Source organism: Streptomyces sp. NBC_01363 (assembly GCF_026340595.1).
GTDB lineage: Bacteria > Actinomycetota > Actinomycetes > Streptomycetales > Streptomycetaceae > Streptomyces.
This window is the reverse complement of record NZ_JAPEPF010000001.1, coordinates 809332-834691: the sequence shown is the minus strand read 5'-3', so window position 1 is coordinate 834691 and position 25360 is coordinate 809332. Positions and strand designations below refer to the sequence as shown.

Annotated in this window: 17 protein-coding genes; 9 read left to right on the top strand and 8 right to left on the bottom strand. The window is 67.9% G+C overall.

The features are described 5' to 3' along the window. Window positions 1-126: 126 nt before the first annotated feature. The 5 genes from OG611_RS03840 (at window position 127) to OG611_RS03820 (ending at window position 10464) form a co-directional block, all read left to right on the top strand. The gene (locus OG611_RS03840) at window positions 127-1029 is read left to right on the top strand and encodes a hypothetical protein (RefSeq protein ID WP_266415518.1); all 903 of its coding nucleotides are present in this window, start codon (window positions 127-129) and stop codon (window positions 1027-1029) included. Between the two features lie 275 nt (window positions 1030-1304). Continuing rightward, the gene (rplJ, locus tag OG611_RS03835; protein WP_266415516.1) at window positions 1305-1835 is read left to right on the top strand and encodes a 50S ribosomal protein L10; all 531 of its coding nucleotides are present in this window, start codon (window positions 1305-1307) and stop codon (window positions 1833-1835) included. A 111-nt stretch (window positions 1836-1946) separates the two neighbouring features. Further along, on the top strand, window positions 1947-2330 hold the full coding sequence (gene rplL / locus OG611_RS03830; protein ID WP_072485559.1) for a 50S ribosomal protein L7/L12: 384 nt from the start codon (window positions 1947-1949) through the stop codon (window positions 2328-2330). Between the two features lie 619 nt (window positions 2331-2949). Beyond that, window positions 2950-6435: a DNA-directed RNA polymerase subunit beta gene (rpoB, locus tag OG611_RS03825; protein ID WP_266415513.1), complete on the top strand. Its 3486-nt coding sequence runs from the start codon at window positions 2950-2952 to the stop codon at window positions 6433-6435. A gap of 129 nt (window positions 6436-6564) precedes the next feature. Then, a complete protein-coding gene (locus OG611_RS03820) occupies window positions 6565-10464 on the top strand; it encodes a DNA-directed RNA polymerase subunit beta' (protein ID WP_093540768.1) in 3900 nt (1299 codons plus the stop codon). A gap of 94 nt (window positions 10465-10558) precedes the next feature. Here OG611_RS03820 and OG611_RS03815 read toward each other — a convergent pair whose 3' ends face one another. The 6 genes from OG611_RS03815 to OG611_RS03790 all read right to left on the bottom strand — a co-directional run bounded on the left by OG611_RS03815 (window position 10559) and on the right by OG611_RS03790 (window position 17531). After that, entirely contained in the window at window positions 10559-11602 is a 1044-nt protein-coding gene (locus OG611_RS03815) for a M48 family metalloprotease (protein WP_266415510.1), read from the bottom strand. A gap of 24 nt (window positions 11603-11626) precedes the next feature. Beyond that, window positions 11627-12136 (bottom strand): Pycsar system effector family protein, encoded by a 510-nt coding sequence (locus tag OG611_RS03810; RefSeq protein ID WP_266415508.1) that lies wholly within the window; start codon window positions 12134-12136, stop codon window positions 11627-11629. Next, window positions 12133-13641: a hypothetical protein gene (locus tag OG611_RS03805; RefSeq protein ID WP_266415506.1), complete on the bottom strand. Its 1509-nt coding sequence runs from the start codon at window positions 13639-13641 to the stop codon at window positions 12133-12135. The genes OG611_RS03810 and OG611_RS03805 overlap by 4 nt, the downstream gene beginning before the upstream one ends. A gap of 35 nt (window positions 13642-13676) precedes the next feature. Next, entirely contained in the window at window positions 13677-15848 is a 2172-nt protein-coding gene (locus OG611_RS03800; protein ID WP_266415504.1) for a hypothetical protein, read from the bottom strand. Continuing rightward, entirely contained in the window at window positions 15845-16627 is a 783-nt protein-coding gene (locus tag OG611_RS03795) for a hypothetical protein (RefSeq protein WP_266415502.1), read from the bottom strand. The genes OG611_RS03800 and OG611_RS03795 overlap by 4 nt, the downstream gene beginning before the upstream one ends. 154 nt (window positions 16628-16781) lie before the next feature. Continuing rightward, on the bottom strand, window positions 16782-17531 hold the full coding sequence (locus OG611_RS03790; protein ID WP_266415500.1) for a Crp/Fnr family transcriptional regulator: 750 nt from the start codon (window positions 17529-17531) through the stop codon (window positions 16782-16784). 380 nt (window positions 17532-17911) lie between these two features. On the opposite strand from OG611_RS03790, the gene rpsL reads away from it, so the two are divergent. The 4 genes from rpsL (at window position 17912) to tuf (ending at window position 22278) form a co-directional block, all read left to right on the top strand. Next, the gene (gene rpsL / locus OG611_RS03785) at window positions 17912-18283 is read left to right on the top strand and encodes a 30S ribosomal protein S12 (protein WP_003948652.1); all 372 of its coding nucleotides are present in this window, start codon (window positions 17912-17914) and stop codon (window positions 18281-18283) included. A 2-nt stretch (window positions 18284-18285) separates the two neighbouring features. Then, window positions 18286-18756, top strand: a complete 471-nt coding sequence (gene rpsG / locus OG611_RS03780; protein WP_007445917.1) for a 30S ribosomal protein S7 — start codon at window positions 18286-18288, stop codon at window positions 18754-18756. A gap of 38 nt (window positions 18757-18794) precedes the next feature. After that, window positions 18795-20924 (top strand): elongation factor G, encoded by a 2130-nt coding sequence (fusA, locus tag OG611_RS03775; protein WP_266415498.1) that lies wholly within the window; start codon window positions 18795-18797, stop codon window positions 20922-20924. Window positions 20925-21084: 160 nt separating this feature from the next. Next, complete coding sequence (gene tuf / locus OG611_RS03770) at window positions 21085-22278, top strand: elongation factor Tu (RefSeq protein ID WP_266415496.1); 1194 nt, start codon at window positions 21085-21087, stop codon at window positions 22276-22278. A gap of 147 nt (window positions 22279-22425) precedes the next feature. On the opposite strand, the gene OG611_RS03765 is transcribed toward tuf, so the two are convergent. Together OG611_RS03765 and OG611_RS03760 are read right to left on the bottom strand one after the other, a co-directional pair. Further along, window positions 22426-24474 carry a PIG-L family deacetylase gene (locus tag OG611_RS03765; RefSeq protein WP_266425489.1) on the bottom strand — a complete coding sequence of 683 codons (2049 nt, stop codon included), beginning with the start codon at window positions 24472-24474 and terminating at the stop codon, window positions 22426-22428. A 220-nt stretch (window positions 24475-24694) separates the two neighbouring features. Beyond that, a complete protein-coding gene (locus OG611_RS03760) occupies window positions 24695-25153 on the bottom strand; it encodes a GNAT family N-acetyltransferase (protein WP_266415495.1) in 459 nt (152 codons plus the stop codon). Window positions 25154-25360: the final 207 nt, after the last annotated feature.

Below are 25360 nucleotides of genomic sequence, written 5' to 3'. Positions count from 1 at the left end.
CATTGACGGGCCCCGCAACCTTTCGAGGTGCGGGGCCCGTCCTTGTATCCGTATTGCCGGGGGCTGTGTCCGAGCCGTGCGTTAGCGTGAGGCCCCGACAGAGCCGAACGAGGGGTGGAAGCGGACATGAGGACCAATACCGTGCGACGCGTGTGTCTGTCGGTGGTGGCGGCAGCGGCGCTGACGCCGGTCGCGGCCTGCAGCGGATCGGACGGCGGCAAGAGCGACAACAACGGCGGCGGCGTCGTGAAGGCCGACCCGATCGCCGCGCTGCTCGACGTACAGAAGAAGACCGGTGGGGAGAGCTCGGCGAAGGTCGAGGGCACCACCCAGATGGGCACCACCATGTCCATGGAGCAGAGCGGCACCATCGACTGGACCGACGGTCTCACCGGCGCCATGGAGATCACCTACACCGGCGGCAGCATGGCGGACGCCATGAAGCAGACCGGCGGCACCGGCACGATGCAGGCCCGCTACTTCAAGGACGGCTACGTCGTCAACATGGGCGACGGCTTCGCGAAGCAGACCGGCGGCAAGCACTGGATCAGCTACGGCTACGCCGACCTCGCCAAGATAGCGGGCGCCTCCGGCGAGGCCATGAAGCAGCAGATGCAGAACACCACCCCCGACCAGGGCGTGAAGTCGCTGCTGGCCTCCGGCGACGTGAAGAAGGTCGGCAAGGAGGATGTACGGGGCGTCTCCGCCACGCACTACTCCGGCACCGTCGATGTCGCCGCTCTGACCGCGAAGAACTCCGAGCTCGACGCCGACCAGCTGGAGCAGCTGAAGAAGCAGCTGAGCGACGCCGGCATCACCACGGAGACGGTCGACATCTGGGTCGACGACAACGATCTGCTGGTCAAGAAGACCGAGCGCGGCCAGATGAAGACCGGCGAACTCAACTCGACGGTGTACTACAGCGACTACGGGACGAAGGTCTCGGTCGAGCAGCCCCCGGCCGCCGACACGGTCGACTTCGCCGAGCTGCTGAAGCAGCAGCAGGGAGCCGGTTCGGGCGCGTCCTGAACCTCCCGGGCCGCCCCGAGCGGGACGGATTTGCTCGGCGCGACTTCGGTCGCGTACTCTCCTACAGAAGCCAAAGACCGCTGGTCGTTGCTGCGCTCTCGCAAGAGGGAACAGTGACCGAAGGATCCGTTGAGTACGGGCGACCTGCGCAGGTGACTGTGGAAAGCTCCCGGACTTCGTTCGGTCGAGCTACGCCCTGGCGCCTGCGCCGGGGCGTTTCGTCTTTCCCGGCCCCTTCTGAGCGGTCCTCATCACCCGGAAGGAGGCCGACGCTCATGGCAAGGCCCGACAAGGCTGCCGCGGTAGCCGAGCTGACGGACCAGTTCCGCAGCTCGAACGCCGCCGTGCTGACCGAGTACCGGGGTCTCACCGTGGCGCAGCTCAAGACGCTGCGTCGTTCGCTCGGTGAGAACGCCCAGTACGCCGTGGTGAAGAACACGCTGACCAAGATTGCGGCCAACGAGGCCGGGATCACTTCGCTGGACGACCAGTTCACTGGTCCGACGGCGGTTGCCTTCATCACCGGTGACCCGGTGGAGTCGGCGAAGGGTCTTCGTGACTTCGCCAAGGAAAACCCCAACCTCATCATCAAGGGCGGTGTCCTTGACGGTAAGGCGCTGACCGCGGATGAGATCAAGAAGCTCGCGGACCTCGAGTCCCGCGAGGTTCTGCTCGCCAAGCTGGCGGGCGCCATGAAGGGCAAGCAGACTCAGGCTGCTCAGGTCTTCCAGGCGCTCCCGTCGAAGTTCGTCCGCACCGCGGAGGCGCTTCGTGCCAAGCAGGCCGAGCAGGGCGGTGCCGAGTAATTCGGCTCGCGCAATGATCGTCGCTCCCTAGGGCGACGGTCGCAGCGGGCCGAACGTACGCCCGCCTACATGTAACTCCGGCACCTGCCGAATTAGTGGAAGGACGCCATCATGGCGAAGCTGTCCCAGGACGACCTGCTCGCGCAGTTCGAAGAGATGACCCTCATCGAGCTCTCCGAGTTCGTGAAGGCCTTCGAGGAGAAGTTCGACGTCACCGCCGCCGCGGCCGTCGCCGTCGCCGGTCCGGCCGGCCCGGGTGCCGTTGCCGAGGCCGTCGAGGAGCAGGACGAGTTCGACGTCATCCTCACCGGCGCCGGCGAGAAGAAGATCCAGGTCATCAAGGTCGTGCGTGAGCTGACCTCGCTGGGTCTGAAGGAGGCCAAGGACCTCGTCGACGGCACCCCGAAGCCGGTCCTCGAGAAGGTCGCCAAGGAGGCCGCCGAGAAGGCTGCCGAGTCCCTCAAGGCCGCCGGCGCTTCCGTCGAGGTCAAGTGACTCAGGGAGTCTGCTGACTCCTTCTGGCGCCCCGTGCCGCACGGCACGGACGTCATCTGACGAAGGGCGATCACCCATCCGGGTGGTCGCCCTTCGGCGTACCCGAGGCGGCTGCCTTGCTCTTCCCGCGCCGACGAGTATGGTGATCTTCGCCGTTGCCTCTCGGGGGCGGCCGACCGGCGCCTGCAGGCGGTCGGGTGAGGACCTCGGGGCTTTGTCCCCGCAGAGGGGCCTTGACGAACCGCACGCGGCGCGCAATTCTCAGGACGCGTCGTCACATCGATCCGAATCCGAGGCATGGATCGTGGGCGAAGCGGGCAGTAAAGAAGAGCGCACCACGCGCAAGGGCTAGCCATAGGTGTTGAGAACAGCTGTTGAGAGCAACGTGGGTCTCTGAGAACCCCGACTGGACATCAGTGTGCCGTTTGGCTACACTGACCCTTTGCGCTGCCTGTTAGCTGCCTCCTGCCCGTCACCAGGGGCATGCCCTTGCTTGAGCACCGATGACTGATCGTCTCTGACCTGGCCTTCTTCGGTCGAATCAGGAACCGACTGCCATCGTGTCCGGCTTGGGACCGGTACGCGCGTAGTGAGTCCGAGCCCTCGGAAGGACCCCCTCTTGGCCGCCTCGCGCAACGCCTCGACCGCGAATACGAACAACGGTGCCAGCACCGCCCCGCTGCGCATCTCCTTTGCAAAGATCAAGGAGCCCCTCGAGGTTCCGAACCTCCTCGCGCTGCAGACCGAGAGTTTTGACTGGCTCCTCGGCAATGCCGCATGGAAGGCTCGCGTCGAGGCTGCTCTGGACAGTGGACAGAACGTCCCGACCAAGTCCGGCCTGGAAGAGATCTTCGAGGAGATCTCGCCGATCGAGGACTTCTCCGGGTCTATGTCGCTGACTTTCCGCGACCACCGCTTCGAGCCCCCGAAGAACTCGATCGACGAGTGCAAGGAGCGCGACTTCACGTTCGCCGCCCCGCTCTTCGTCACCGCCGAGTTCACCAACAACGAGACCGGCGAGATCAAGTCCCAGACGGTCTTCATGGGCGACTTCCCGCTCATGACCAACAAGGGCACCTTCGTCATCAACGGCACCGAGCGTGTCGTCGTGTCGCAGCTGGTCCGCTCGCCGGGTGTCTACTTCGACTCCTCCATCGACAAGACGTCCGACAAGGACATCTTCTCCGCCAAGATCATCCCGTCCCGGGGTGCCTGGCTGGAGATGGAGATCGACAAGCGCGACATGGTCGGTGTCCGTATCGACCGCAAGCGCAAGCAGTCCGTCACCGTTCTCCTGAAGGCTCTCGGTTGGACGACCGAGCAGATCCTGGAGGAGTTCGGCGAGTACGAGTCGATGCGCGCCACTCTGGAGAAGGACCACACCCAGGGCCAGGACGACGCGCTGCTCGACATCTACCGCAAGCTGCGTCCGGGCGAGCCGCCCACCCGTGAGGCCGCTCAGACGCTGCTCGAGAACCTCTACTTCAACCCGAAGCGCTACGACCTCGCGAAGGTCGGCCGCTACAAGGTGAACAAGAAGCTCGGCGCCGACGAGCCGCTGGACGCCGGTGTGCTCACCAGCGACGACGTCATCGCGACGATCAAGTACCTGGTCAAGCTGCACGCCGGTGAGACCGAGACGGTCGGCGAGTCCGGTCGCTCGATCATGGTCGAGACCGACGACATCGACCACTTCGGCAACCGTCGTATCCGCAACGTCGGCGAGCTGATCCAGAACCAGGTCCGTACGGGTCTCGCCCGTATGGAGCGCGTCGTGCGCGAGCGCATGACCACCCAGGACGTCGAGGCGATCACGCCGCAGACCCTGATCAACATCCGGCCGGTCGTCGCCTCCATCAAGGAGTTCTTCGGCACCAGCCAGCTGTCCCAGTTCATGGACCAGAACAACCCGCTGTCGGGCCTGACGCACAAGCGTCGTCTCAACGCCCTCGGCCCGGGTGGTCTCTCCCGTGAGCGGGCCGGCTTCGAAGTCCGTGACGTGCACCCGTCGCACTACGGCCGCATGTGCCCGATCGAGACGCCGGAAGGCCCGAACATCGGTCTGATCGGCTCGCTGGCCTCCTACGGCCGGATCAACGCGTTCGGCTTCATCGAGACGCCGTACCGCAAGGTCGTCGAGGGCCAGGTCACCGACGAGGTCGACTACCTGACCGCCGACGAGGAGGACCGCTTCGTCATCGCGCAGGCCAACGCGCCGCTGACCGACGAGCTCCGGTTCGCCGAGTCCCGCGTGCTGGTCCGCCGCCGTGGCGGCGAGGTCGACTACGTGCCCGGCACGGACGTCGACTACATGGACGTCTCGCCGCGCCAGATGGTGTCCGTCGCGACCGCGATGATCCCGTTCCTGGAGCACGACGACGCCAACCGTGCCCTCATGGGCGCGAACATGATGCGGCAGGCGGTGCCGCTGATCAAGTCGGAGGCCCCGCTCGTCGGCACCGGCATGGAGTACCGCTGCGCCACCGACGCCGGTGACGTGCTCAAGGCCGAGAAGGACGGTGTGGTCCAGGAGGTCTCCGCGGACTACATCACCGTCACCAACGACGACGGCACGTACACCACGTACCGCATCGCCAAGTTCATGCGCTCCAACCAGGGCACCTCGGTCAACCAGAAGGTTGTCGTCTCCGAGGGCGACCGGGTCGTCGCCGACCAGGTCCTCGCCGACGGTCCGGCCACCGAGTTCGGTGAGATGGCCCTCGGCAAGAACCTGCTCGTGGCGTTCATGCCGTGGGAGGGTCACAACTACGAGGACGCGATCATCCTGTCGCAGCGCCTCGTGCAGGACGACGTCCTCTCCTCGATCCACATCGAGGAGCACGAGGTCGACGCCCGTGACACCAAGCTCGGCCCGGAGGAGATCACCCGGGACATCCCGAACGTCTCCGAAGAGGTCCTCGCCGACCTCGACGAGCGCGGCATCATCCGTATCGGTGCCGAGGTCGTCGCCGGTGACATCCTCGTCGGCAAGGTCACGCCCAAGGGTGAGACCGAGCTGACCCCCGAGGAGCGCCTGCTCCGCGCGATCTTCGGTGAGAAGGCGCGCGAGGTGCGCGACACCTCGCTGAAGGTGCCGCACGGTGAGATCGGCAAGGTCATCGGCGTCCGCGTCTTCGACCGCGAAGAGGGCGACGAGCTGCCGCCGGGCGTGAACCAGCTGGTCCGCGTCTACGTCGCGCAGAAGCGCAAGATCACCGACGGTGACAAGCTCGCCGGTCGTCACGGCAACAAGGGCGTCATCTCGAAGATCCTGCCGATCGAGGACATGCCGTTCCTGGAGGACGGCACCCCGGTCGACATCATCCTCAACCCGCTGGGTGTCCCGTCCCGAATGAACCCGGGACAGGTCCTGGAGATCCACCTCGGCTGGCTCGCCAGCCGCGGCTGGGACGTCTCCGGCCTCGGTGACGAGTGGGCCAAGCGCCTGCAGGCCATCGGCGCCGACCAGGTCGCCCCCGGCACCAACGTCGCCACCCCCGTCTTCGACGGTGCGCGCGAGGACGAGATCTCCGGTCTCTTCGAGGCCACGATCCCGAACCGCGACGGCGACCGCCTGGTACAGCCCTCCGGCAAGGCCAACCTGTTCGACGGCCGCTCCGGCGAGCCGTTCCCGGACCCGGTCTCGGTCGGTTACATGTACATCCTGAAGCTGCACCACCTCGTCGACGACAAGCTGCACGCTCGTTCGACGGGCCCGTACTCCATGATCACCCAGCAGCCGCTGGGTGGTAAGGCTCAGTTCGGTGGACAGCGATTCGGTGAGATGGAGGTGTGGGCCCTTGAGGCTTACGGCGCCGCATACGCCCTCCAGGAGCTCCTGACGATCAAGTCCGACGACGTGACCGGCCGCGTGAAGGTCTACGAGGCCATCGTCAAGGGCGAGAACATCCCCGAGCCGGGCATCCCTGAGTCCTTCAAGGTGCTCATCAAGGAAATGCAGTCGCTCTGCCTCAACGTGGAGGTGCTGTCCTCGGACGGCATGTCCATCGAGATGCGCGACACGGACGAGGACGTCTTCCGCGCGGCGGAGGAGCTCGGTATCGACCTGTCCCGGCGCGAGCCGAGCAGCGTCGAAGAGGTCTGACGGGTTGGCCGGCCGGATCCCAGTGATCCGGCCGGCTCTCCCCGGACCCGTTCAGACCATTGCTGAAGTGCCCCGTTTTCTCGCCTGACGCGAGGGGGCTCGAACCCCCGAAAGAGGGATTGACGACAAGTGCTCGACGTCAACTTCTTCGACGAGCTGCGGATCGGCCTTGCCACCGCGGACGACATCCGGACCTGGTCCCACGGCGAAGTGAAGAAGCCGGAGACCATCAACTACCGCACGCTCAAGCCCGAAAAGGACGGACTCTTCTGCGAGAAGATCTTCGGTCCGACCCGGGACTGGGAGTGCTACTGCGGCAAGTACAAGCGTGTCCGCTTCAAGGGCATCATCTGTGAGCGCTGTGGCGTCGAGGTCACGCGCGCCAAGGTGCGTCGTGAGCGCATGGGCCACATCGAGCTTGCCGCTCCCGTCACCCACATCTGGTACTTCAAGGGCGTCCCGTCGCGCCTGGGCTACCTCCTCGACCTCGCGCCGAAGGACCTCGAGAAGGTCATCTACTTCGCCGCGTACATGATCACGTTCGTGGACGAGGAGCGCCGTACGCGCGACCTGCCGTCGCTGGAGGCACACGTCTCCGTCGAGCGTCAGCAGATCGAGAACCGCCGCGACGCCGATCTGGAAGCCCGCGCCAAGAAGCTCGAGACCGACCTGGCCGAGCTGGAGGCCGAGGGCGCCAAGGCCGACGTGCGCCGCAAGGTGCGCGAAGGTGCCGAGCGTGAGATGAAGCAGCTGCGCGACCGTGCGCAGCGCGAGATCGACCGTCTCGACGAGGTGTGGAGCCGCTTCAAGAACCTCAAGGTCCAGGACCTGGAGGGCGACGAGCTGCTCTACCGCGAGCTGCGTGACCGGTTCGGCACGTACTTCGACGGCTGCATGGGTGCCGCCGCCCTGCAGAAGCGCCTGGAGTCCTTCGACCTCGACGAGGAGGCCGAGCGCCTCCGCGAGATCATCCGTACCGGCAAGGGCCAGAAGAAGACCCGTGCGCTCAAGCGCCTCAAGGTCGTCTCCGCGTTCCTGCAGACCAGCAACAAGCCCAAGGGCATGGTGCTCGACTGCGTGCCGGTCATCCCGCCGGACCTGCGTCCGATGGTGCAGCTGGACGGTGGCCGCTTCGCGACCTCCGACCTGAACGACCTGTACCGCCGCGTGATCAACCGCAACAACCGCCTCAAGCGTCTCCTTGACCTCGGTGCCCCCGAGATCATCGTGAACAACGAGAAGCGGATGCTGCAGGAGGCCGTCGACGCGCTGTTCGACAACGGCCGCCGCGGTCGCCCGGTCACCGGTCCCGGCAACCGCCCGCTCAAGTCCCTCAGCGACATGCTGAAGGGCAAGCAGGGTCGATTCCGTCAGAACCTTCTCGGTAAGCGTGTGGACTACTCCGCGCGTTCCGTGATCGTCGTCGGCCCGCAGCTCAAGCTGCATCAGTGCGGTCTGCCGAAGGCCATGGCGCTGGAGCTCTTCAAGCCGTTCGTGATGAAGCGCCTGGTCGACCTGAACCACGCGCAGAACATCAAGTCGGCCAAGCGCATGGTCGAGCGCGGCCGCACGGTCGTGTACGACGTACTCGAAGAGGTCATCGCCGAGCACCCGGTTCTCCTGAACCGTGCTCCGACGCTGCACCGCCTCGGCATCCAGGCCTTCGAGCCGCAGCTGGTCGAGGGCAAGGCCATCCAGATCCACCCGCTCGTCTGCACCGCGTTCAACGCGGACTTCGACGGTGACCAGATGGCCGTGCACCTGCCGCTCTCCGCGGAGGCGCAGGCCGAGGCCCGCATCCTGATGCTGTCCTCGAACAACATCCTGAAGCCGGCCGACGGTCGTCCCGTCACCATGCCGACCCAGGACATGGTGCTGGGCCTGTTCTTCCTCACCACGGACGAGGAGGAGCGCAAGGTCATCGGCCAGGGCCGTTCCTTCGGTTCCACGGCCGAGGCGATCATGGCCTTCGACGCCCGCGAGCTGTCGCTCCAGGCGAAGGTCGACATCCGCTTCCCGGTGGGCACCATCCCGCCGCGCGGCTGGGTGCCGCCGGTCGCCGAGGAAGGCGAGCAGGAGTACCAGCAGGGCGACACGTTCCGGCTGCGTACGTCCCTGGGCCGCGCGCTCTTCAACGAGCTGCTGCCCGAGGACTACCCGTTCGTCGACTACTCGGTCGGCAAGAAGCAGCTCTCCGAGATCGTCAACGACCTCGCCGAGCGCTACCCCAAGGTCATCGTGGCGGCGACGCTCGACAACCTGAAGGCGGCGGGCTTCCACTGGGCGACCCGTTCCGGTGTCACCGTGGCCATCTCCGACGTCGTGGTCCCCGAGGCCAAGAAGGCGATCGTCGCCGGCTACGAGGCGCAGGACGAGAAGGTCCAGAAGCAGTACGAGCGCGGTCTGATCACCAAGGACGAGCGCACGCAGGAGCTCATCGCGATCTGGACCAAGGCGACCAACGAGGTTGCCGAGGCGATGAACGCGAACTTCCCCAAGACGAACCCCATCTTCATGATGGTTGACTCGGGTGCCCGAGGAAACATGATGCAGATGCGTCAGATCGCCGGTATGCGTGGTCTGGTGTCCAACGCCAAGAACGAGACGATCCCGCGTCCCATCAAGGCGTCCTTCCGTGAGGGCCTCACCGTTCTGGAGTACTTCATCTCCACGCACGGTGCCCGTAAGGGTCTGGCGGACACCGCCCTGCGTACCGCCGACTCGGGTTACCTGACCCGTCGTCTGGTGGACGTCTCGCAGGACGTGATCATTCGCGAGGAGGACTGCGGCACCGACCGCGGCCTCAAGCTGAAGATCGCCGTCAAGGGTGCGGACGGTGTGCTCCGCAAGACGGAGGACGTCGAGACCTCGGTCTACGCCCGCATGCTCGCCGAGGACGTCGTCGTCGACGGCAAGGTCATCGCGCCTGCCAACGTCGACCTCGGTGACGTCCTGATCGACGCCCTGGTGGGCGCCGGCGTCGAGGAGGTCAAGACCCGTTCGGTCCTGACCTGTGAGTCCGCGGTCGGCACCTGTGCCTTCTGCTACGGACGCTCGCTCGCCACCGGCAAGCTGGTCGACATCGGTGAGGCGGTCGGCATCATCGCCGCCCAGTCCATCGGTGAGCCCGGTACCCAGCTGACGATGCGTACCTTCCACACCGGTGGTGTGGCCGGTGACGACATCACCCAGGGTCTGCCCCGAGTCGTCGAGCTCTTCGAAGCCCGTACGCCCAAGGGTGTCGCCCCGATCTCGGAGTCCGCGGGCCGGGTCCGGATCGAGGAGACCGAGAAGACCAAGAAGCTCGTGGTCACGCCGGACGACGGCAGCGACGAGATCCCCTTCCCGATCTCGAAGCGCGCCCGTCTGCTGGTGGGCGAGGGCGACCACGTCGAGGTGGGCCAGAAGCTCACCGTGGGTGCCACCAACCCGCACGACGTGCTGCGGATCCTCGGTCAGCGCGCGGTCCAGGTTCACCTGGTCGGCGAGGTCCAGAAGGTCTACAACTCGCAGGGTGTGTCGATCCACGACAAGCACATCGAGATCATCATCCGGCAGATGCTGCGCCGCGTGACGATCATCGAGTCCGGCGACGCGGAGCTGCTGCCGGGCGAGCTCGTCGAGCGCTCGAAGTTCGAGACCGAGAACCGTCGTGTGGTCACCGAGGGCGGTCACCCCGCCTCCGGCCGTCCGCAGCTGATGGGTATCACCAAGGCCTCGCTGGCGACGGAGTCGTGGCTGTCCGCGGCTTCCTTCCAGGAGACGACCAGGGTCCTGACGGACGCGGCGATCAACGCCAAGTCCGACTCCCTGATCGGCCTCAAGGAGAACGTCATCATCGGTAAGCTCATCCCGGCCGGTACGGGGCTGTCCCGCTACCGCAACATCCGGGTCGAGCCGACCGAGGAGGCCAAGGCCGCGATGTACTCGGCCGTCGGCTACGACGACATCGACTACTCGCCGTTCGGCACGGGCTCCGGCCAGGCCGTTCCGCTGGAGGACTACGACTACGGTCCGTACAACCAGTAAGCGAGTCGCTTGACCGACCGGAGGGCGGTCACCCCGTTTCGTACGGGGTGGCCGCCCTCCGGCGTGTCCCGATGTGCCGCACCTGCGGCCGCGGCTACAGGTAGTGCCGCAGATGGTGCAGCCGGGTCGGGACGTCGGGGTGGGAGGAGAGCAGCCGGGCAGGCGTCGACAGGCGCTCCATCCGTTCTCCCGTGACGGGGAGCACCTTCTGCCGCGCCCGGGTCTCGTTGGCGTGCATCGTCTCCAGGACCTCGGCCAGTCCTGGCGCGAATCCGAGTGCGGCGGCATGGCGGTCGGCACGCAGTTCGGCACGCCGTCCCACGGCCGCCGACAGATACGGAAGTACGAGAAGCAGCGGTAACCCGTACAGAACCGCGGCGGCGGTGGAGGCGAGCCCGCCGATCGCGAGGAGCAGGACGCCGACGGTGAAGTAGACGGCACACCTGGCAGGCGTGACGACGGAGCGGGTCATCGTGCGGAGGGCGCGCCAGGCCGCCCGGCCAGGCAGCCCGTACCAGTCGACCAGCAGTGACGACCACGCATGACCGCCGGTGTGGTGACCCAGCTCATGGGCGAGTACGGCGGCCAGCCGGCCGCTCGACAGTTGCTCCAGCGCGAACCGGGTGACCCCCACGATGTGGCCCGCGGCGGCGTACGCGTTGAGGTCGTCGCTCTCCTCGATCCAGAGCTGGTACAGCGCTCCGTCGACCCCGGCGATGGCCGTCACCTCGCGCCAGACCGGCTCCAGCCGTGCGGTCTCCTCGGGCATCGGGCGCCGGAGCCCGAGCAGGTAGCGGGCGAGCAGATCCTCCGTGGGCCGGTGGAAGACCAGGGCACCGGATGCCAGCCAGAGCCCGGCCGGTATCCAGAACGGCAGCCCGAGGCAGCCGTCCAGGACCGCGCCGGAGAGCAGCACCACCAGCGCGCTCGTCAGGAAGGCGGGCAGTGCCAATGCCAGCCGCCCGAGTGCAGTGATGTCCACACGCCGCTGGTGTGCCGTGTAGTACACGCGTCGGCCCGGCCCGTGCTCGTAGATCATGTCGTCGGGAGCGGGGGGTGCGGTGGCGGTGGGGTACGGATCCGGGGGCGGTACGAGCCCGTCGCCCGAATTCTGGGGCTGAGGTTTCGGTGGATTCATGATCATCCTTTGGCGGGAGGAGCGTCAGCCGATGAGCAGCGAGGCGGGGAGCAGGACGGTGCCGACGGAGTAGGCGAGCAGCCCCACCCGTATCCACTGGTGTTTGCACACGGCGATCCGGCTGGTTTCGGCCAGGGCAGTGACGAGTGCGATGGCCTGGGCGCTCTCGGTGGCGTCGAGCGCTTCCGGCAACCCGTTCTGTCGGGCGGCGCGCCGGATGTCCGCGAAGTAGGTGAGCGGGGCCCCGGGGACCCAGGTACTGCCGCGGTAGCGCGGGAGTACGGCCATCAGCATGGAGAGCAGCGCGGTCGCCAGCCCGCCGGTGCCTGTCCACCACAGGGCCGTTGCGGGGCCGGAGAGCGCGTTCGGTCGCCACTCGCTGCCCGCCAGCCAGCCGCTGATCACGCCTGCGGTCATGCCGAGCGCGGCAACCAGGACGGACGCCTTGCTGTCGGCGCGTGCTATCTCGGACCGCAGATCGAGGAGGAGCCGCGCCCCGACATCGGTGTTCCGGATCGGTGGGCTGTCGGTCATGTGCTGCGGTTCTCCCGGTCCGGTGCTCCTGTCACGTCCGTGGCCCGGGGCGTGTCCGATGCCCTCGGAGGGTTCGCAGCCCCGGGAGCGTCCGCGGGCTCGGCCGCATCGGTTGCCCCGCCGGGTGCTCTGCGCACGCCTTCCGCACCGGCCGATGGCGTGGCCGTGCCCGTCGGTCCCAGGGGAGCGCTGCCGTAGCCCGGCGGCGGCTGCCAGCCCGGGAAGCGGCTCAACGGGTCGCCCGCCTCCGGATCGGTCCTGCGGAAGGGTGTCCCGTCGAGCCGGTGCACCGTCCGGCTGTTCGCGTCAGTGCCGTCGGTCAGGTCGAAGTCCGGCCAGGACGTGCTCCGCATGGCCGCTTCCGGTACCGCTCTCGGTGCGTCCTGCGGCATCGACACGGTCAGTCGGCCTTCGGCCGTGCTCTGTGCGGTGACGCCGGGAAGATGTTGGTTCAGTACGTCGATCAACGCCTGGAGGGCGCTCTTCTTCGGCTCCTCCAGTTCGTGGTTCTCCGCGCTGTCGCCTTTCAACAGCTCGCCCGCCAGCTCCATCTGCGCCTTGATCATGTGTAGTTGGTCCTGGCGCAGGCTGGCCACCACGAGCCTGGTGTCTTCGGGATGGTCGGCCAGATGGAGCGCCCATGCGCGGACCCCGCCCTGTTCCAAGTGTTTTTCGTAGAAGGCGATCTTTTCTGCGTTGACCTGTTGAAGCTCCATCTGCCGACGGGCCCGGTCGACCGCCTCCGCGTGTTGCCACTTCTGCTGCCGCGACCTCAGTTCGTGCTGCTGCGCCTCGAATTCGGCCGCGCGTCCCCACTGCAGTGTGTCCTGCTCCCTGACGCGCCGGTCGATCGCGGCATCGTGCTCCCGGCCCCGCCGCTCGGTGTGGACCTGCTCGGTGGCCGCATGGTCGATGGACCTCATCCGCCGTACATGGTCGATGGCTTCCTGGTCCCTGCGCAGCCGTACGGTCCAGGCCACCGCGAGTCCTGCTCGGGTGCCGAGTGCACCCTGTGCGCGTACTTCCCGCAGCAGTGCCTCCTCGGCCTCCGCGCTCCGGGAGGCGGGGTAGCGGCGGGTGACGGCCCGGGCCGACTGCTCCAGCTCGCTGATCAGCAGCCGTGGTACGTCGCGGTGCCGACTTGCCACGAACAGTGCGGGATCGACGACCTGCCACGACAGTTCGACGACCACTGCGAACTCGAAGGCGTCGTCGTTGCTCGGCAGGCGGATCTCCTCGCGTACGGGATGGACGCCCATGTCGACCTCGTACACCGAGGTGTATCGCTTCGCGGCGGCTCCGGCCCGGGTGGGGCGGACCGGCGGGAGGAATGTGTCGTACGAGCCGTCCGGGGCCGAGAAGACCAGGGCGTGGTCGATGCGGGTGAGCGGGCGGCGGGCGAATCCGAAGCGGGACAGCTGCCGGACCGTGACCACCGGATCGGTCAACCGCGTTCCGCGGTCGGCCCGCTGGCCCCAGTCGGGTGTTCGACGGAATTCGGGCATGGACATTCTCCTCTTGCTGTTGATGAGGTCGCAGGTCAGGGATGAGGCAGGACGGCCAGCAGTCGGCCTGTCACGGGCGGGGGATCGGTGCCGTCCTCGCCGGGCATCGTCCGCAGGAGATGGCTGAGCCGCTGGTGCTCCGACGGCGTGGTGACGAGTGAGGGCAGCAGCGCGGCAAGCGCCCACTCCGTACCGGGGTCGTGGTCCGCCGACAGCACCCAGCGGCGCAGCACGTCGAGGGCGTCCCGGGTGTGGCCGCGGCTCCCCAGGGCGGTGCGCCACAGTTCGACGATGCCGGTGGCGGCCGGTGTCCGCGCGGCCGACGCTCGCGCGTACCAGGACAGGACGAGCGGCTGTCCGTGACGTTCGTCCTGCTCGGTCCGGCGGCAGGCGCTGATGAAGCCGCCGAGCGCGAGGTCGGTCGCCGGACGGTCGTCGTGCAGCGTCCTGAGCAGCCCCGCGAGCACGTCCTCACCCGCCGGTGACAGCAGCAACAGCTCTACGGACTCGGCGAGCTGCCCGGAGAGATCCGTGTCGGACTCCGGCTGTCCTGCTTGGTGCCGGGCTGCCGCGCGCAGCGCCGCCAGGGTCTCGGAGGGGCGTTCCGGCCCGATCAGCCCATGGGCGCGGATGGCCACCCAGCGCCGCGGCGACTCGTCGCTCTCGCACCAGGCGTCGAGGATGCGCGGCACGTTGGGAGTGCCCAGCACGTGGGTGAGTGTGAGCGCGTTGACGGCGACGAGGCGGTGCCGATAGAGGTGGGATGACGCCCACGGCTCGATGACCAGTGCCATGGCGGACGGCAGATCGGTATGGGCGAGGACGGCGACGGTGGAGGCGGCGCGTGTGCGCACGAACGGCCGCCCGTCCCCGGCCAGTCGTTGCAGCCAGTGCACGAGCGCGGGACGTGCCGAGGGGTGTCCCGTCCATATCTCGCGCAGGAGCACGAGCGAGGCCCGCTCGTCCCGGTAGGCGGCCTTCACCTGCCGGACCGGACCCCACTCGGTGGGCTCCTCGGCCTCGAACCGACGGGCCCGGGCCAGCTGGAGCCGCTTGCCGATGTGCGTGCCGAAGACCGGAACGGTTGCGGATCGTGTCCCGCTCTCGGTTTCCTGAAGGAAGACGTAGAGCAGATCGCTCAGTTCAGCCGTCAAGGCGTACGGGCCCTCGTCGAAGGCGGCCAGAGCGACGAGGAACGCCTTGTCCCGCAGGTGCAGCACGGTCCCGTCATCCTCGAACCACTCCTGGACCTGGTTCTCCAACGCGACCAGGGAGAAGTCCCCGAGCTCGGCGGCGTCGGCCTGTCCGGTCGCGTACCTCGCCAGGAGCCGGGCGAACTCGGCGGCCTCGCGCGGCTGATGGCTGCGTTCGAGGAACGCGGTCACGGCGGGCAGGGAAAGCAGCTCCGACACGTGGTCCTCGCCCACCAGCACCCCCAGGTGCGCGGCGAGGACGTCGCCCGCCGGGGGAGCCTGCCAGCTCACCACCGGCACGTCCTCCAGCAGGGCCGTCGGCCCCACGGTGATCACCAGATACGCGTCCTCGCCCAGTTCCTTGCGGGCGGCCAGCAGGTCCGCCTCCCGCAGTGGTCGGCCGGGCTCGGTGATCAGATCGCAGAGGACATGGCCGGTTCGGCCGTCCCGCGTCTCACCGCCGCCGAGACCGGCCGTGAGCTGCCCGGGGGTGGTGTCCCGGCCGATCGCCTGGACCGGATCTGCGCGAAGCCGGTGCAGCAGCATGAGCGCGGCGGTCCGCCGACCCGCGAAATACGGGCCCGAGACCACCAGGACATGTTCTTCGCGCAGCCGGTCGGCCAAGGCCCCGAAGTCGGCGCACGCGGGCACGAAACAGGCCGACAGCTCCTCCAGGGTGGACTGTGCGATCTCGCCCGAGACGTGGAGTGCGGAGGACGCGCCGAACTGGTAGATGATCTCGGTCCTGTCGAGCAGGATGTCCCCGTAGAAGGTGCCGCCGCCGATGCCGTGATTGGTCCCGCCGAAGACGCCCCCGCCGACCTGGGCGCCGTCCCCGAACCCCATGGTCCGCGGGGTGTGGTTCTCCAGGTCACGTCGGGCCGCCCAGGCGGGCTGAGGCTGGTCGGTCTCCTCGGGCCTCTCCCCGTCGGCCTGGCGGCCGTCCTGCGCCTCGGAAGGCTGGTCGCCCCCCGTGGAGGGCTGGGAGCCGTGCGGCTGTTCCCCGGTGCTCACCGGCGGTCTCCCCGGCCGCCGTCGCCGAGACGGATGTCCCCGGAGAAGGTGCCGCCGCCGATGCCGTGGTTGGTCCCGCCGAAGACACCGCCGTTGACCGTGGCGCCGCCGAGGTCGAAGGCCGGGGCCGGTTCCTGTGGGGCGGTCGGGGCAGCGCCCGAGGCCGACGGGGAGTCTGTCTGCCCGCTCGCGGGGTGCGGGCGTTCGGTCGGAAGCGGACCGTGCAGCCACGCGGCGAGCGGACCGTTCTTGCTGTCCACCGTGACGGAGCGGAACTCCTCGGCCGGTACGCCGGTGTGGCTGTGCCGCACGACACCCCGATAGACCGGATCGGACACACACAGCGCGAAGTCGTCCGGGCGCTCCCGCAGCGCCGCCCTGAGCAACTCCGCGTCCAGCAGTCTGCACGCGTGGTTCAGATCGCTGCCGACCCATCCGTCGAGCGGGTCCACGGCGACGTACCCCGAAGCGACCACTCCACGAAGCCGCATCTGAGCCGAGGTGGAGGCACACCGGTTCTGGCTGCGCAACTGGGCCGGTACCTCGGTCAACAGTGCCCTCAGCAGAGCGATCACCGAGCAGTTGGCGTCGATCAGTTCCATCACGGAGTCACCGCGGTCCGCCCGCCTGCACCGGGTCTCGTCGATCCCGGCGGCCAGCAGTGCCCGGTCGGTGAGGTCGTAGAGCATGCGGCGCAGATATGCCTGCTCGACATCGTCCCGCTCGCTGTACTTCTCGATGTCGAGCAGCAGGATCGTGCTGTTCACGGGATCGTTCATGAGGTGCCTCTCGCTCGTGTCTCCGTGGGCCGAAGACATGAGCGTGGGGCCGATGGAACTGTGGTGGTGAGGGCGGATGACTCACTCGGTGTGTGACCGTGTGCACAGAGCCACCCGCGGCTGTGTTCTCTCCGCGCAGCGTGCGGAGCCTGCGCTACGAAGTCTGCGGGGCCTCGGGGTCAACGAGCGGGCGGAGGGATTCCTGCGCTCTGGCGATCCGGCGGAGCGCTTCCGGCCGCACGATCACCATCGTCCGCCGCCCCGTCAGCACGATGCCCCGTTCGCGCAGGTCCTTGAGCAGCCGCTGGACCATTTCCCTGGAGGCCCCGACCGCCCCGGCCAGCTCCTGTTTGCTGAGCGGTATGTCGAGTTCGATGCCTTCGCCCGTACGGCTGCCGTGGGTGTGCGCCAGATCCAGGAGCAGAACGGCGAAGCGCTCCCGTACTGTCATCGCCGCGAACTCCAGGCTGCGCCGATCCGCGGCGCGTGTCCGGTCGGCGGCCAACGCCAGGAGTGCGAGCGAGACCTCGGCGGAGCCGGCCACGAACGCGCGGAACTTCTCGTGCGCCACGACGACGGCCCGCACGGGGGAGAGTGCGGTCACTGTCGCCGAGCGTGGCCGACCGGTCAACGCGGCCGATTCGCCCACGATGTCGCCGGGGCCGCGCAGGGCGTGCAACGCCTCGTAACCGTTCGGCGCGGATGTGGTGACCTTTGTCCAGCCTTTGACGATCAGCAGGACGTAGGCGGACGGTTCGTCCTGCCTGAGCAGAGGGGCCAGGGAGGCGAAACCCAGTTCGCGGCCCAGTCCGAGCAGGGACACCCGGTCATCGCGCTCCAGGCGGGCGAGGAAGGGCACCCGGTCGTCGAGCCCGTCGCCATCGGGTAGGTATGCCGCCGCCATTTCGCCCCCGATCGTCCACCGCGCGGTTCAATGTACTGAGAACGCGTATGGCCGGACCGCCGAGGTTGTTTTCCTGCCGTGCGTCCGCCGTCGGCTGTCTCAATTCCGTTGGCCGTGAGCTGCGAAAGTCTGGCGTGTCCCGGTGGACAGCATTTGTTTTGACCGGAGTCGACGAGGTAGGTACGCTCAGACCTTGTGCCTGGGGTGTGCCTGGGCTCGTGTGCGTGTCCTCAACCGCATGGCGAGTCCGTCAGTGGCTACCGCAATCTGCGCTCCTTCTGCCTTGCGGCAGAAGCCTGCAGTATTCGACACACCCGACCGCGTGGGTCGGTGACGTTCCAGGTTAGTTTCACGAACGGCACACAGAAACCGGAGAAGTAGTGCCTACGATCCAGCAGCTGGTCCGGAAGGGCCGGCAGGACAAGGTCGAGAAGAACAAGACGCCCGCGCTCGAGGGTTCGCCCCAGCGCCGCGGCGTCTGCACGCGTGTGTTCACGACCACCCCGAAGAAGCCGAACTCGGCACTCCGTAAGGTCGCGCGTGTGCGTCTGACCTCCGGTATCGAGGTCACGGCCTACATCCCGGGTGAGGGACACAACCTGCAGGAGCACTCGATCGTGCTCGTGCGTGGTGGCCGTGTGAAGGACCTGCCGGGTGTTCGTTACAAGATCATCCGCGGCTCGCTCGACACCCAGGGTGTCAAGAACCGCAAGCAGGCCCGCAGCCGCTACGGCGCCAAGAAGGAGAAGTAAGAATGCCTCGTAAGGGCCCCGCCCCGAAGCGCCCGGTCATCATCGACCCGGTCTACAGCTCTCCTCTTGTCACCTCGCTGATCAACAAGATCCTGCTGGACGGCAAGCGTTCCACCGCCGAGCGGATCGTGTACGGCGCCATGGAAGGCCTCCGCGAGAAGACCGGCAACGACCCGGTCATCACGCTGAAGCGCGCGCTTGAGAACGTCAAGCCCTCGCTCGAGGTCAAGTCCCGCCGTGTCGGTGGCGCCACCTACCAGGTGCCGATCGAGGTCAAGCCCGGTCGTGCCTCCACCCTCGCCCTGCGCTGGCTCGTGGGCTACTCCCGCGCCCGCCGCGAGAAGACCATGACCGAGCGCCTCATGAACGAGCTGCTCGACGCCTCCAACGGTCTTGGCGCTGCCGTCAAGAAGCGCGAGGACACCCACAAGATGGCCGAGTCCAACAAGGCCTTCGCGCACTACCGCTGGTAGTCGCTACCCACATCGAGACCGAGAGAAGATTGAGCCTTATGGCCACCACTTCGCTTGACCTGGCCAAGGTCCGCAACATCGGGATCATGGCCCACATCGACGCGGGCAAGACGACCACCACTGAGCGGATCCTGTTCTACACCGGCGTCTCGTACAAGATCGGTGAAGTCCACGACGGCGCTGCCACGATGGACTGGATGGAGCAGGAGCAGGAGCGCGGCATCACGATCACGTCCGCCGCGACGACCTGTCACTGGCCGCTCAATGATGTTGACCACACCATCAACATCATCGACACCCCGGGTCACGTCGACTTCACCGTCGAGGTGGAGCGTTCGCTCCGCGTCCTCGACGGTGCCGTCACCGTGTTCGACGGTGTCGCCGGCGTCGAGCCGCAGTCCGAGACCGTCTGGCGTCAGGCGGACCGCTACGGCGTGCCGCGTATCTGCTTCGTCAACAAGCTCGACCGCACCGGTGCCGAGTTCCACCGCTGCGTCGACATGATCGTCGACCGCCTCGGTGCGGTTCCGCTGGTCATGCAGCTCCCCATCGGTGCCGAGGCCGGCTTCCGCGGCGTCGTCGACCTCGTGTCGATGAAGGCCTTCCTGTGGCCGGAAGAGGCAGCCAAGGGTGAGATGTACGACACGGTCGACATCCCTGACACCCACATCGAGGCGGCTCAGGAGTGGCGCGGCAAGCTCCTTGAGGCCGTTGCCGAGCACGATGACCAGATGATGGAGCTGTACCTGGAGGGCGAGGAGCCCACCCAGGAGCAGCTGCACGAGGCGATCCGTCGGATCACCCTGGCGTCCAAGGGCAGTGCCGACTCCGTCACCGTCACCCCGGTGTTCTGTGGCACGGCGTTCAAGAACAAGGGCGTCCAGCCCCTGCTCGACGCGGTCGTCCGCTACCTGCCTTCCCCCCTGGACGTCGAGGCCATCGAGGGCCACGACGTCAAGGACCCCGAGGTTGTCGTCAAGCGCAAGCCCTCGGACGACGAGCCGTTCTCCGGCCTGGCGTTCAAGATCGCGAGCGACCCGCACCTCGGCAAGCTCACCTTCGTCCGGATCTACTCCGGTCGCCTCGAGGCCGGCACCGCGGTGCTGAACTCGGTCAAGGGCAAGAAGGAGCGCATCGGCAAGATCTACCGCATGCACGCGAACAAGCGTGAGGAGATCGCGTCGGTGGGCGCCGGCGACATCATCGCCGTCATGGGCCTGAAGCAGACCACCACCGGTGAGACGCTGTGTGACGACAAGAACCCGGTCATCCTGGAGTCCATGGACTTCCCGGCGCCGGTCATTCAGGTCGCCATCGAGCCCAAGTCCAAGGGTGACCAGGAGAAGCTGGGTGTCGCCATCCAGCGCCTCTCCGAGGAGGACCCGTCCTTCCAGGTGCACTCCGACGAGGAGACCGGCCAGACCATCATCGGTGGTATGGGCGAGCTTCACCTCGAGGTGCTCGTCGACCGCATGAAGCGCGAGTTCCGCGTCGAGGCGAACGTCGGCAAGCCGCAGGTCGCGTACCGCGAGACGATCCGCAAGGCCGTCGAGCGCATCGACTACACGCACAAGAAGCAGACTGGTGGTACCGGCCAGTTCGCGAAGGTGCAGATCGCCCTTGAGCCCATCGAGGGTGGCGACGCGTCCTACGAGTTCGTCAACAAGGTCACCGGTGGCCGCATCCCCCGTGAGTACATCCCCTCGGTGGACGCGGGTGCCCAGGAAGCCATGCAGTTCGGCATCCTGGCCGGCTACGAGATGGTGGGCGTCCGCGTCACCCTTCTCGACGGTGGTTACCACGAGGTCGACTCCTCCGAGCTCGCCTTCAAGATCGCCGGTTCGCAGGCGTTCAAGGAGGGTGCTCGCAAGGCGTCCCCCGTGCTCCTCGAGCCGATGATGGCCGTCGAGGTCACCACGCCCGAGGACTACATGGGCGATGTCATCGGCGACCTCAACTCCCGCCGTGGCCAGATCCAGGCCATGGAGGAGCGCAGCGGCGCTCGCGTCGTGAAGGGCCTCGTGCCCCTCTCGGAGATGTTCGGCTACGTCGGAGACCTCCGCAGCAAGACCTCGGGTCGCGCAAGCTACTCGATGCAGTTCGACTCCTACGCCGAGGTTCCGCGGAACGTCGCCGAGGAGATCATCGCGAAGGCCAAGGGCGAGTAACTCTCCCGAGCTCACGCTTTAGGCTTGTCACCGGAGCCTGGTGGGGCATTCGTCGCAGAGCGCAAGCAATGCGGTGAATGCCCCCGGCCCCGGCATCCCAGCAAAGATCACCTGGCGCCGATGAAGCAAGGCGTACAGAACCACTCCACAGGAGGACCCAGTGGCGAAGGCGAAGTTCGAGCGGACTAAGCCGCACGTCAACATCGGCACCATCGGTCACATTGACCACGGTAAGACGACCCTCACGGCCGCCATTACCAAGGTGCTGCACGACGCGTACCCGGACCTGAACGAGGCCTCGGCCTTCGACCAGATCGACAAGGCTCCCGAGGAGCGCCAGCGCGGTATCACGATCTCGATCGCGCACGTCGAGTACCAGACGGAGTCGCGTCACTACGCGCACGTCGACTGCCCGGGTCACGCGGACTACATCAAGAACATGATCACGGGTGCCGCGCAGATGGACGGCGCCATCCTCGTGGTCGCCGCCACCGACGGCCCGATGCCGCAGACCAAGGAGCACGTGCTCCTGGCCCGCCAGGTCGGCGTTCCGTACATCGTCGTCGCCCTGAACAAGGCCGACATGGTGGACGACGAGGAGATCCTGGAGCTCGTCGAGCTCGAGGTCCGTGAGCTCCTCTCCGAGTACGAGTTCCCGGGCGACGACCTGCCGGTCGTCAAGGTCTCGGCGCTCAAGGCGCTCGAGGGCGACAAGGAGTGGGGCCAGACCGTCCTCGACCTGATGAAGGCCGTCGACGAGAACATCCCGCAGCCCGAGCGTGACGTCGACAAGCCGTTCCTGATGCCGATCGAGGACGTCTTCACGATCACCGGTCGTGGCACCGTCGTCACCGGTCGTATCGAGCGTGGCATCCTCAAGGTCAACGAGACCGTCGACATCGTCGGTATCAAGACCGAGAAGACCACCACCACGGTCACCGGCATCGAGATGTTCCGCAAGCTGCTCGACGAGGGCCAGGCCGGTGAGAACGTCGGTCTGCTCCTCCGTGGCATCAAGCGCGAGGACGTCGAGCGCGGCCAGGTCATCATCAAGCCCGGTTCGGTCACGCCGCACACCGAGTTCGAGGCCCAGGCCTACATCCTGTCGAAGGACGAGGGTGGCCGTCACACCCCCTTCTTCAACAACTACCGCCCGCAGTTCTACTTCCGTACCACGGACGTGACGGGCGTTGTGACCCTTCCCGAGGGCACCGAGATGGTCATGCCGGGCGACAACACCGTCATGAACGTCTCGCTGATCCAGCCCGTCGCCATGGAAGAGGGCCTGAAGTTCGCCATCCGTGAGGGTGGCCGGACCGTGGGCGCCGGCCAGGTCACCAAGATCGTCAAGTAATTACCTGACTGTCTGACCTGGTTGCTCCGCACAGAGCACCGAGAAGGGCCCCGGCCCGCCGCGCAAGCGGTGGACCGGGGCCCTTCGTCATGTGTACGGGCGAGGCGCAGGGCCGGTGCGGCCCCGATCCGCCGCGCCGACCCTCCCTCAGGGGCGCCAGAGCCAGGGCAGGGCGTCGGGCCCCAGGGCCACCACCGTCGCCCGGCCGTCCTTCCCGACGTGCAGGACCGGCCCGTCCAGCGCCACCGGACCGCGCCGCCGTACGAGGAGCCCGCGCGGCGTACGGAGCTGGAGAAGTCCCTTGGCGGTACGGCCGAGCAGCACCGGGGCGCCCGGCGTCCCGGCGGCGGCCACCGGGCCGTACCCGTCGAAGCCCGCCCGGTCCCGGATCAGCCGCCCGTATCCGTCGATGCCGGTCTCGTCCGCCGTCTCCCCGGTCCGTACGGTCGTCAGGGCGGCCTTCGCCGCCGCGCGGTAGAACAGCTCGATGCTCCCGTCCGCCCCCGGCAGCGCCGCCGGACCGTCCCCGGGCACCGGCACCCCGGTGATCTGGGTGCGCGCGGTCAGCGCGTCGCCGGGCGTGTCCTGCGTCCAGTGATGCACCGCGAAATGGCCTGCCGCGAAGACATGGACACAGCCCTCGGCGTCCACCACGGCACTCAGCCCGTCCTGGATCTCGCCGCCGCCCATGTCCAGCCACCCGCTCCACCGGCCGGCCGTGTCCCGTACTCGGGTACTGATGCCCTTCTCCGCGTTCCGCACGAAGAGATGCACCCGCCCGTCGGGCGCGGCGACCGCGACCGGGACACCGATCCGGCGCCCGCCGTCGTGGTCGCGCACCGGGTTCCCCAGCCCCTGCCAGGCGCGGAAGGCGCCGCCGGGGGAGCGCTGCTCCAGCGCGACGATCTCGCGTTCGTTGTCCGCGCCGTGCCCGCTGAGCGCCGAGAACCGCAGCCCGAAGAGCAGATGGCGCCCGTCCGGCAGCGTCGCGCTGCCCAGGACCGGGGCGAGCGGGCCGCCGCCGAGGTCGTCCGGCGCGTCCCACTCCCCGCTGCCCGGTGCGCTCTCGCGCCGGCGCACCGCCCGCAGGCCCAGCACCCCGTACGTGACGAGCCGGCCGTCCGGTTCGGCGACGACGGCGGGCCGGGGGCCCGGGTAGCGGTAGTGGGTGGACCGTACCCAGCCCTTCCGGTTGGTCAGCGGACGGTTGCCGCCCACGCCGTAGTCCCCGCAGCCCGCCGGGTTGCCGCACCGCCAGTCGGCCGAGCCGCCGTACGGCACCAGGTGCGAGGCCTTCTCGGCCAGCACGGCGGGCGGCAGGTTCTTCGGCCAGTGCCGGTTGTAGTAGCCCCGGAACGCGGTGGTGGCGAAGCTCGGCACCTCGCCGCCGCTCTTGGTGGTCCCTGCCACCCACCGGATCAGCGACGCCCAGGTGAACAGCGCGGTGGCGGTGTGGTCGGGATGGTCGGAGTAGCCGCGCTGCTCGCTGTCCCGGCGGCGGACCGCCTCGCTGCTGTGCTGGATGTCGGGGTCCGGGTCCATGGTGTGCAGGATGCTCGGCCGGTACCGGTCGAACAGCCCGACCAGGACGTCGATCAGCCCGTCGTAGGTGTACGAACCCACCTTCTTCAGCGGGGAGCCTTCAGCGACGACGGTCGGTAGGACCAGGCGCCGGTCCTGCCAGAGGCTGGGCAGTCCGAGACGCCCGTACGAGGTGTGCATGGCGGTGTTGATGAAGATCAGCTCGACCCTGCGGCCCCGGTACCGGAGGGTGTTGATCTCGGCGCGGTGGCCGCCGTGCAGCTCGATGACGGACTTGTGCCATGGGGTGAACCTGCCGAGGCCGAGCAGGGTCGCGTACGCCTGGCGGAGCCCCTGGTGACGCGCGGAGGAGTACGCGGCCTTGTTCGGCGCGGGCAGCGGGCGGCCCGGCGGGCGATTGATGCCGGTGGCCTCGCCGCCGGTCAGATAGACGCAGACCAGTGGGGTTCCGGCGTCGAGGGCCTGCTGGGTGTCCGGGTTCATGAAGTACAGGTCGTCGTCCGGGTGGGCGAGGATCTGCATCATCTGGGCCGGGTGCGAGGTGCTGATCGGCAGTCCGGGCATCGGGTCCGCGGCGGGATCGCGGCGGCGGGGCGGCGAGGGCGCCGTGCAGGCGGTGAGGGCCGCCAGGCCGGTCGCGCCGGCCGCCGCCATCACAGTGCGCCGCGGCACTCCCGACCGGGATGCGCGCAACGAGGGTCGATCCGTCACACCGTGCTCCGTCCACTTCCCCCGCAGCGGGCGGCTGTGCGGCCCTGTGCTGCGTGCCGAATCCGTGCAGGTCGCGGCGGGGGGTGAGCCGCTGCTGCGGGGGGAGAGACGGAGATTCCAGGGGGCGGGTTGCCTGGGTATCCACGGGTGTGACCCGAACAGCTCAACTCGCGGGTGTACGCACCATGAACACGTCGACCGGGTCCTGCCGCTCCTCGGTGAACCCGTGCCGTTCGTAGAGCGCGCGGGCGGCGCTGCCCTGCAGCACGTCCAGCCGTACGGTCGCGCCCTCCTCGTCGGCCCGCGCGAGCAGCGAGCGGAGCACCGCGGTGCCGATGCCGCGCCCCTGGAGGGCGGTGGAGAGATAGAAGTTCTCCAGCCACAGCCCACCCTCGACCGGGCGCAGGGTGACGCAGCCCGCGAACTCCCCGTCCGCGACGACGACCGAGGTGTGCTCCGGCGCGTAGCTGTCCCGCAGCCGCTGTCGTACGCGGTGCTCGTCGTAGCGCCCGAGCCGCTCCAGGTCGGGGCGCATCACGGCGGCCCTGAGCTCGGCGATCACCTCGACGTCCTCGGGCCGGGCGGGGCGCAGGGCCCAGGTCGCGGTGGTATGTGCGGGCATGGCCGGAGTCTGTCAGAGGCTGAACGCTGGGGCCGAGTCGGGGCACTGACCGTGCCGGAGGATTCCGGCGAGTGGGTGGAGGCGACCCACGAGGGGCTGTTGCTGAGGCATGCCGCCTACTGGGCGCGCTTCCACGACCACGAAATCGCGGATCGGCCCAAGGGGAGCAGCTTGACGGTGTCGGTGCCGAAGGCCAATCTGCCTGCT

Coding starts and splice junctions, on each gene's coding strand:
- OG611_RS03840 (WP_266415518.1), top strand. CDS start 127: ATGAGGACCAATACCGTGCGACGCGTGTGTCTGTCGGTGGTGGCGGCA.
- rplJ (WP_266415516.1), top strand. CDS start 1,305: ATGGCAAGGCCCGACAAGGCTGCCGCGGTAGCCGAGCTGACGGACCAG.
- rplL (WP_072485559.1), top strand. CDS start 1,947: ATGGCGAAGCTGTCCCAGGACGACCTGCTCGCGCAGTTCGAAGAGATG.
- OG611_RS03815 (WP_266415510.1), bottom strand. CDS start 11,602: ATGAATCCACCGAAACCTCAGCCCCAGAATTCGGGCGACGGGCTCGTA.
- OG611_RS03810 (WP_266415508.1), bottom strand. CDS start 12,136: ATGACCGACAGCCCACCGATCCGGAACACCGATGTCGGGGCGCGGCTC.
- OG611_RS03805 (WP_266415506.1), bottom strand. CDS start 13,641: ATGCCCGAATTCCGTCGAACACCCGACTGGGGCCAGCGGGCCGACCGC.
- OG611_RS03795 (WP_266415502.1), bottom strand. CDS start 16,627: ATGAACGATCCCGTGAACAGCACGATCCTGCTGCTCGACATCGAGAAG.
- OG611_RS03790 (WP_266415500.1), bottom strand. CDS start 17,531: ATGGCGGCGGCATACCTACCCGATGGCGACGGGCTCGACGACCGGGTG.
- rpsG (WP_007445917.1), top strand. CDS start 18,286: ATGCCTCGTAAGGGCCCCGCCCCGAAGCGCCCGGTCATCATCGACCCG.
- fusA (WP_266415498.1), top strand. CDS start 18,795: ATGGCCACCACTTCGCTTGACCTGGCCAAGGTCCGCAACATCGGGATC.
- OG611_RS03765 (WP_266425489.1), bottom strand. CDS start 24,474: ATGGCGGCGGCCGGCGCGACCGGCCTGGCGGCCCTCACCGCCTGCACG.
- OG611_RS03760 (WP_266415495.1), bottom strand. CDS start 25,153: ATGCCCGCACATACCACCGCGACCTGGGCCCTGCGCCCCGCCCGGCCC.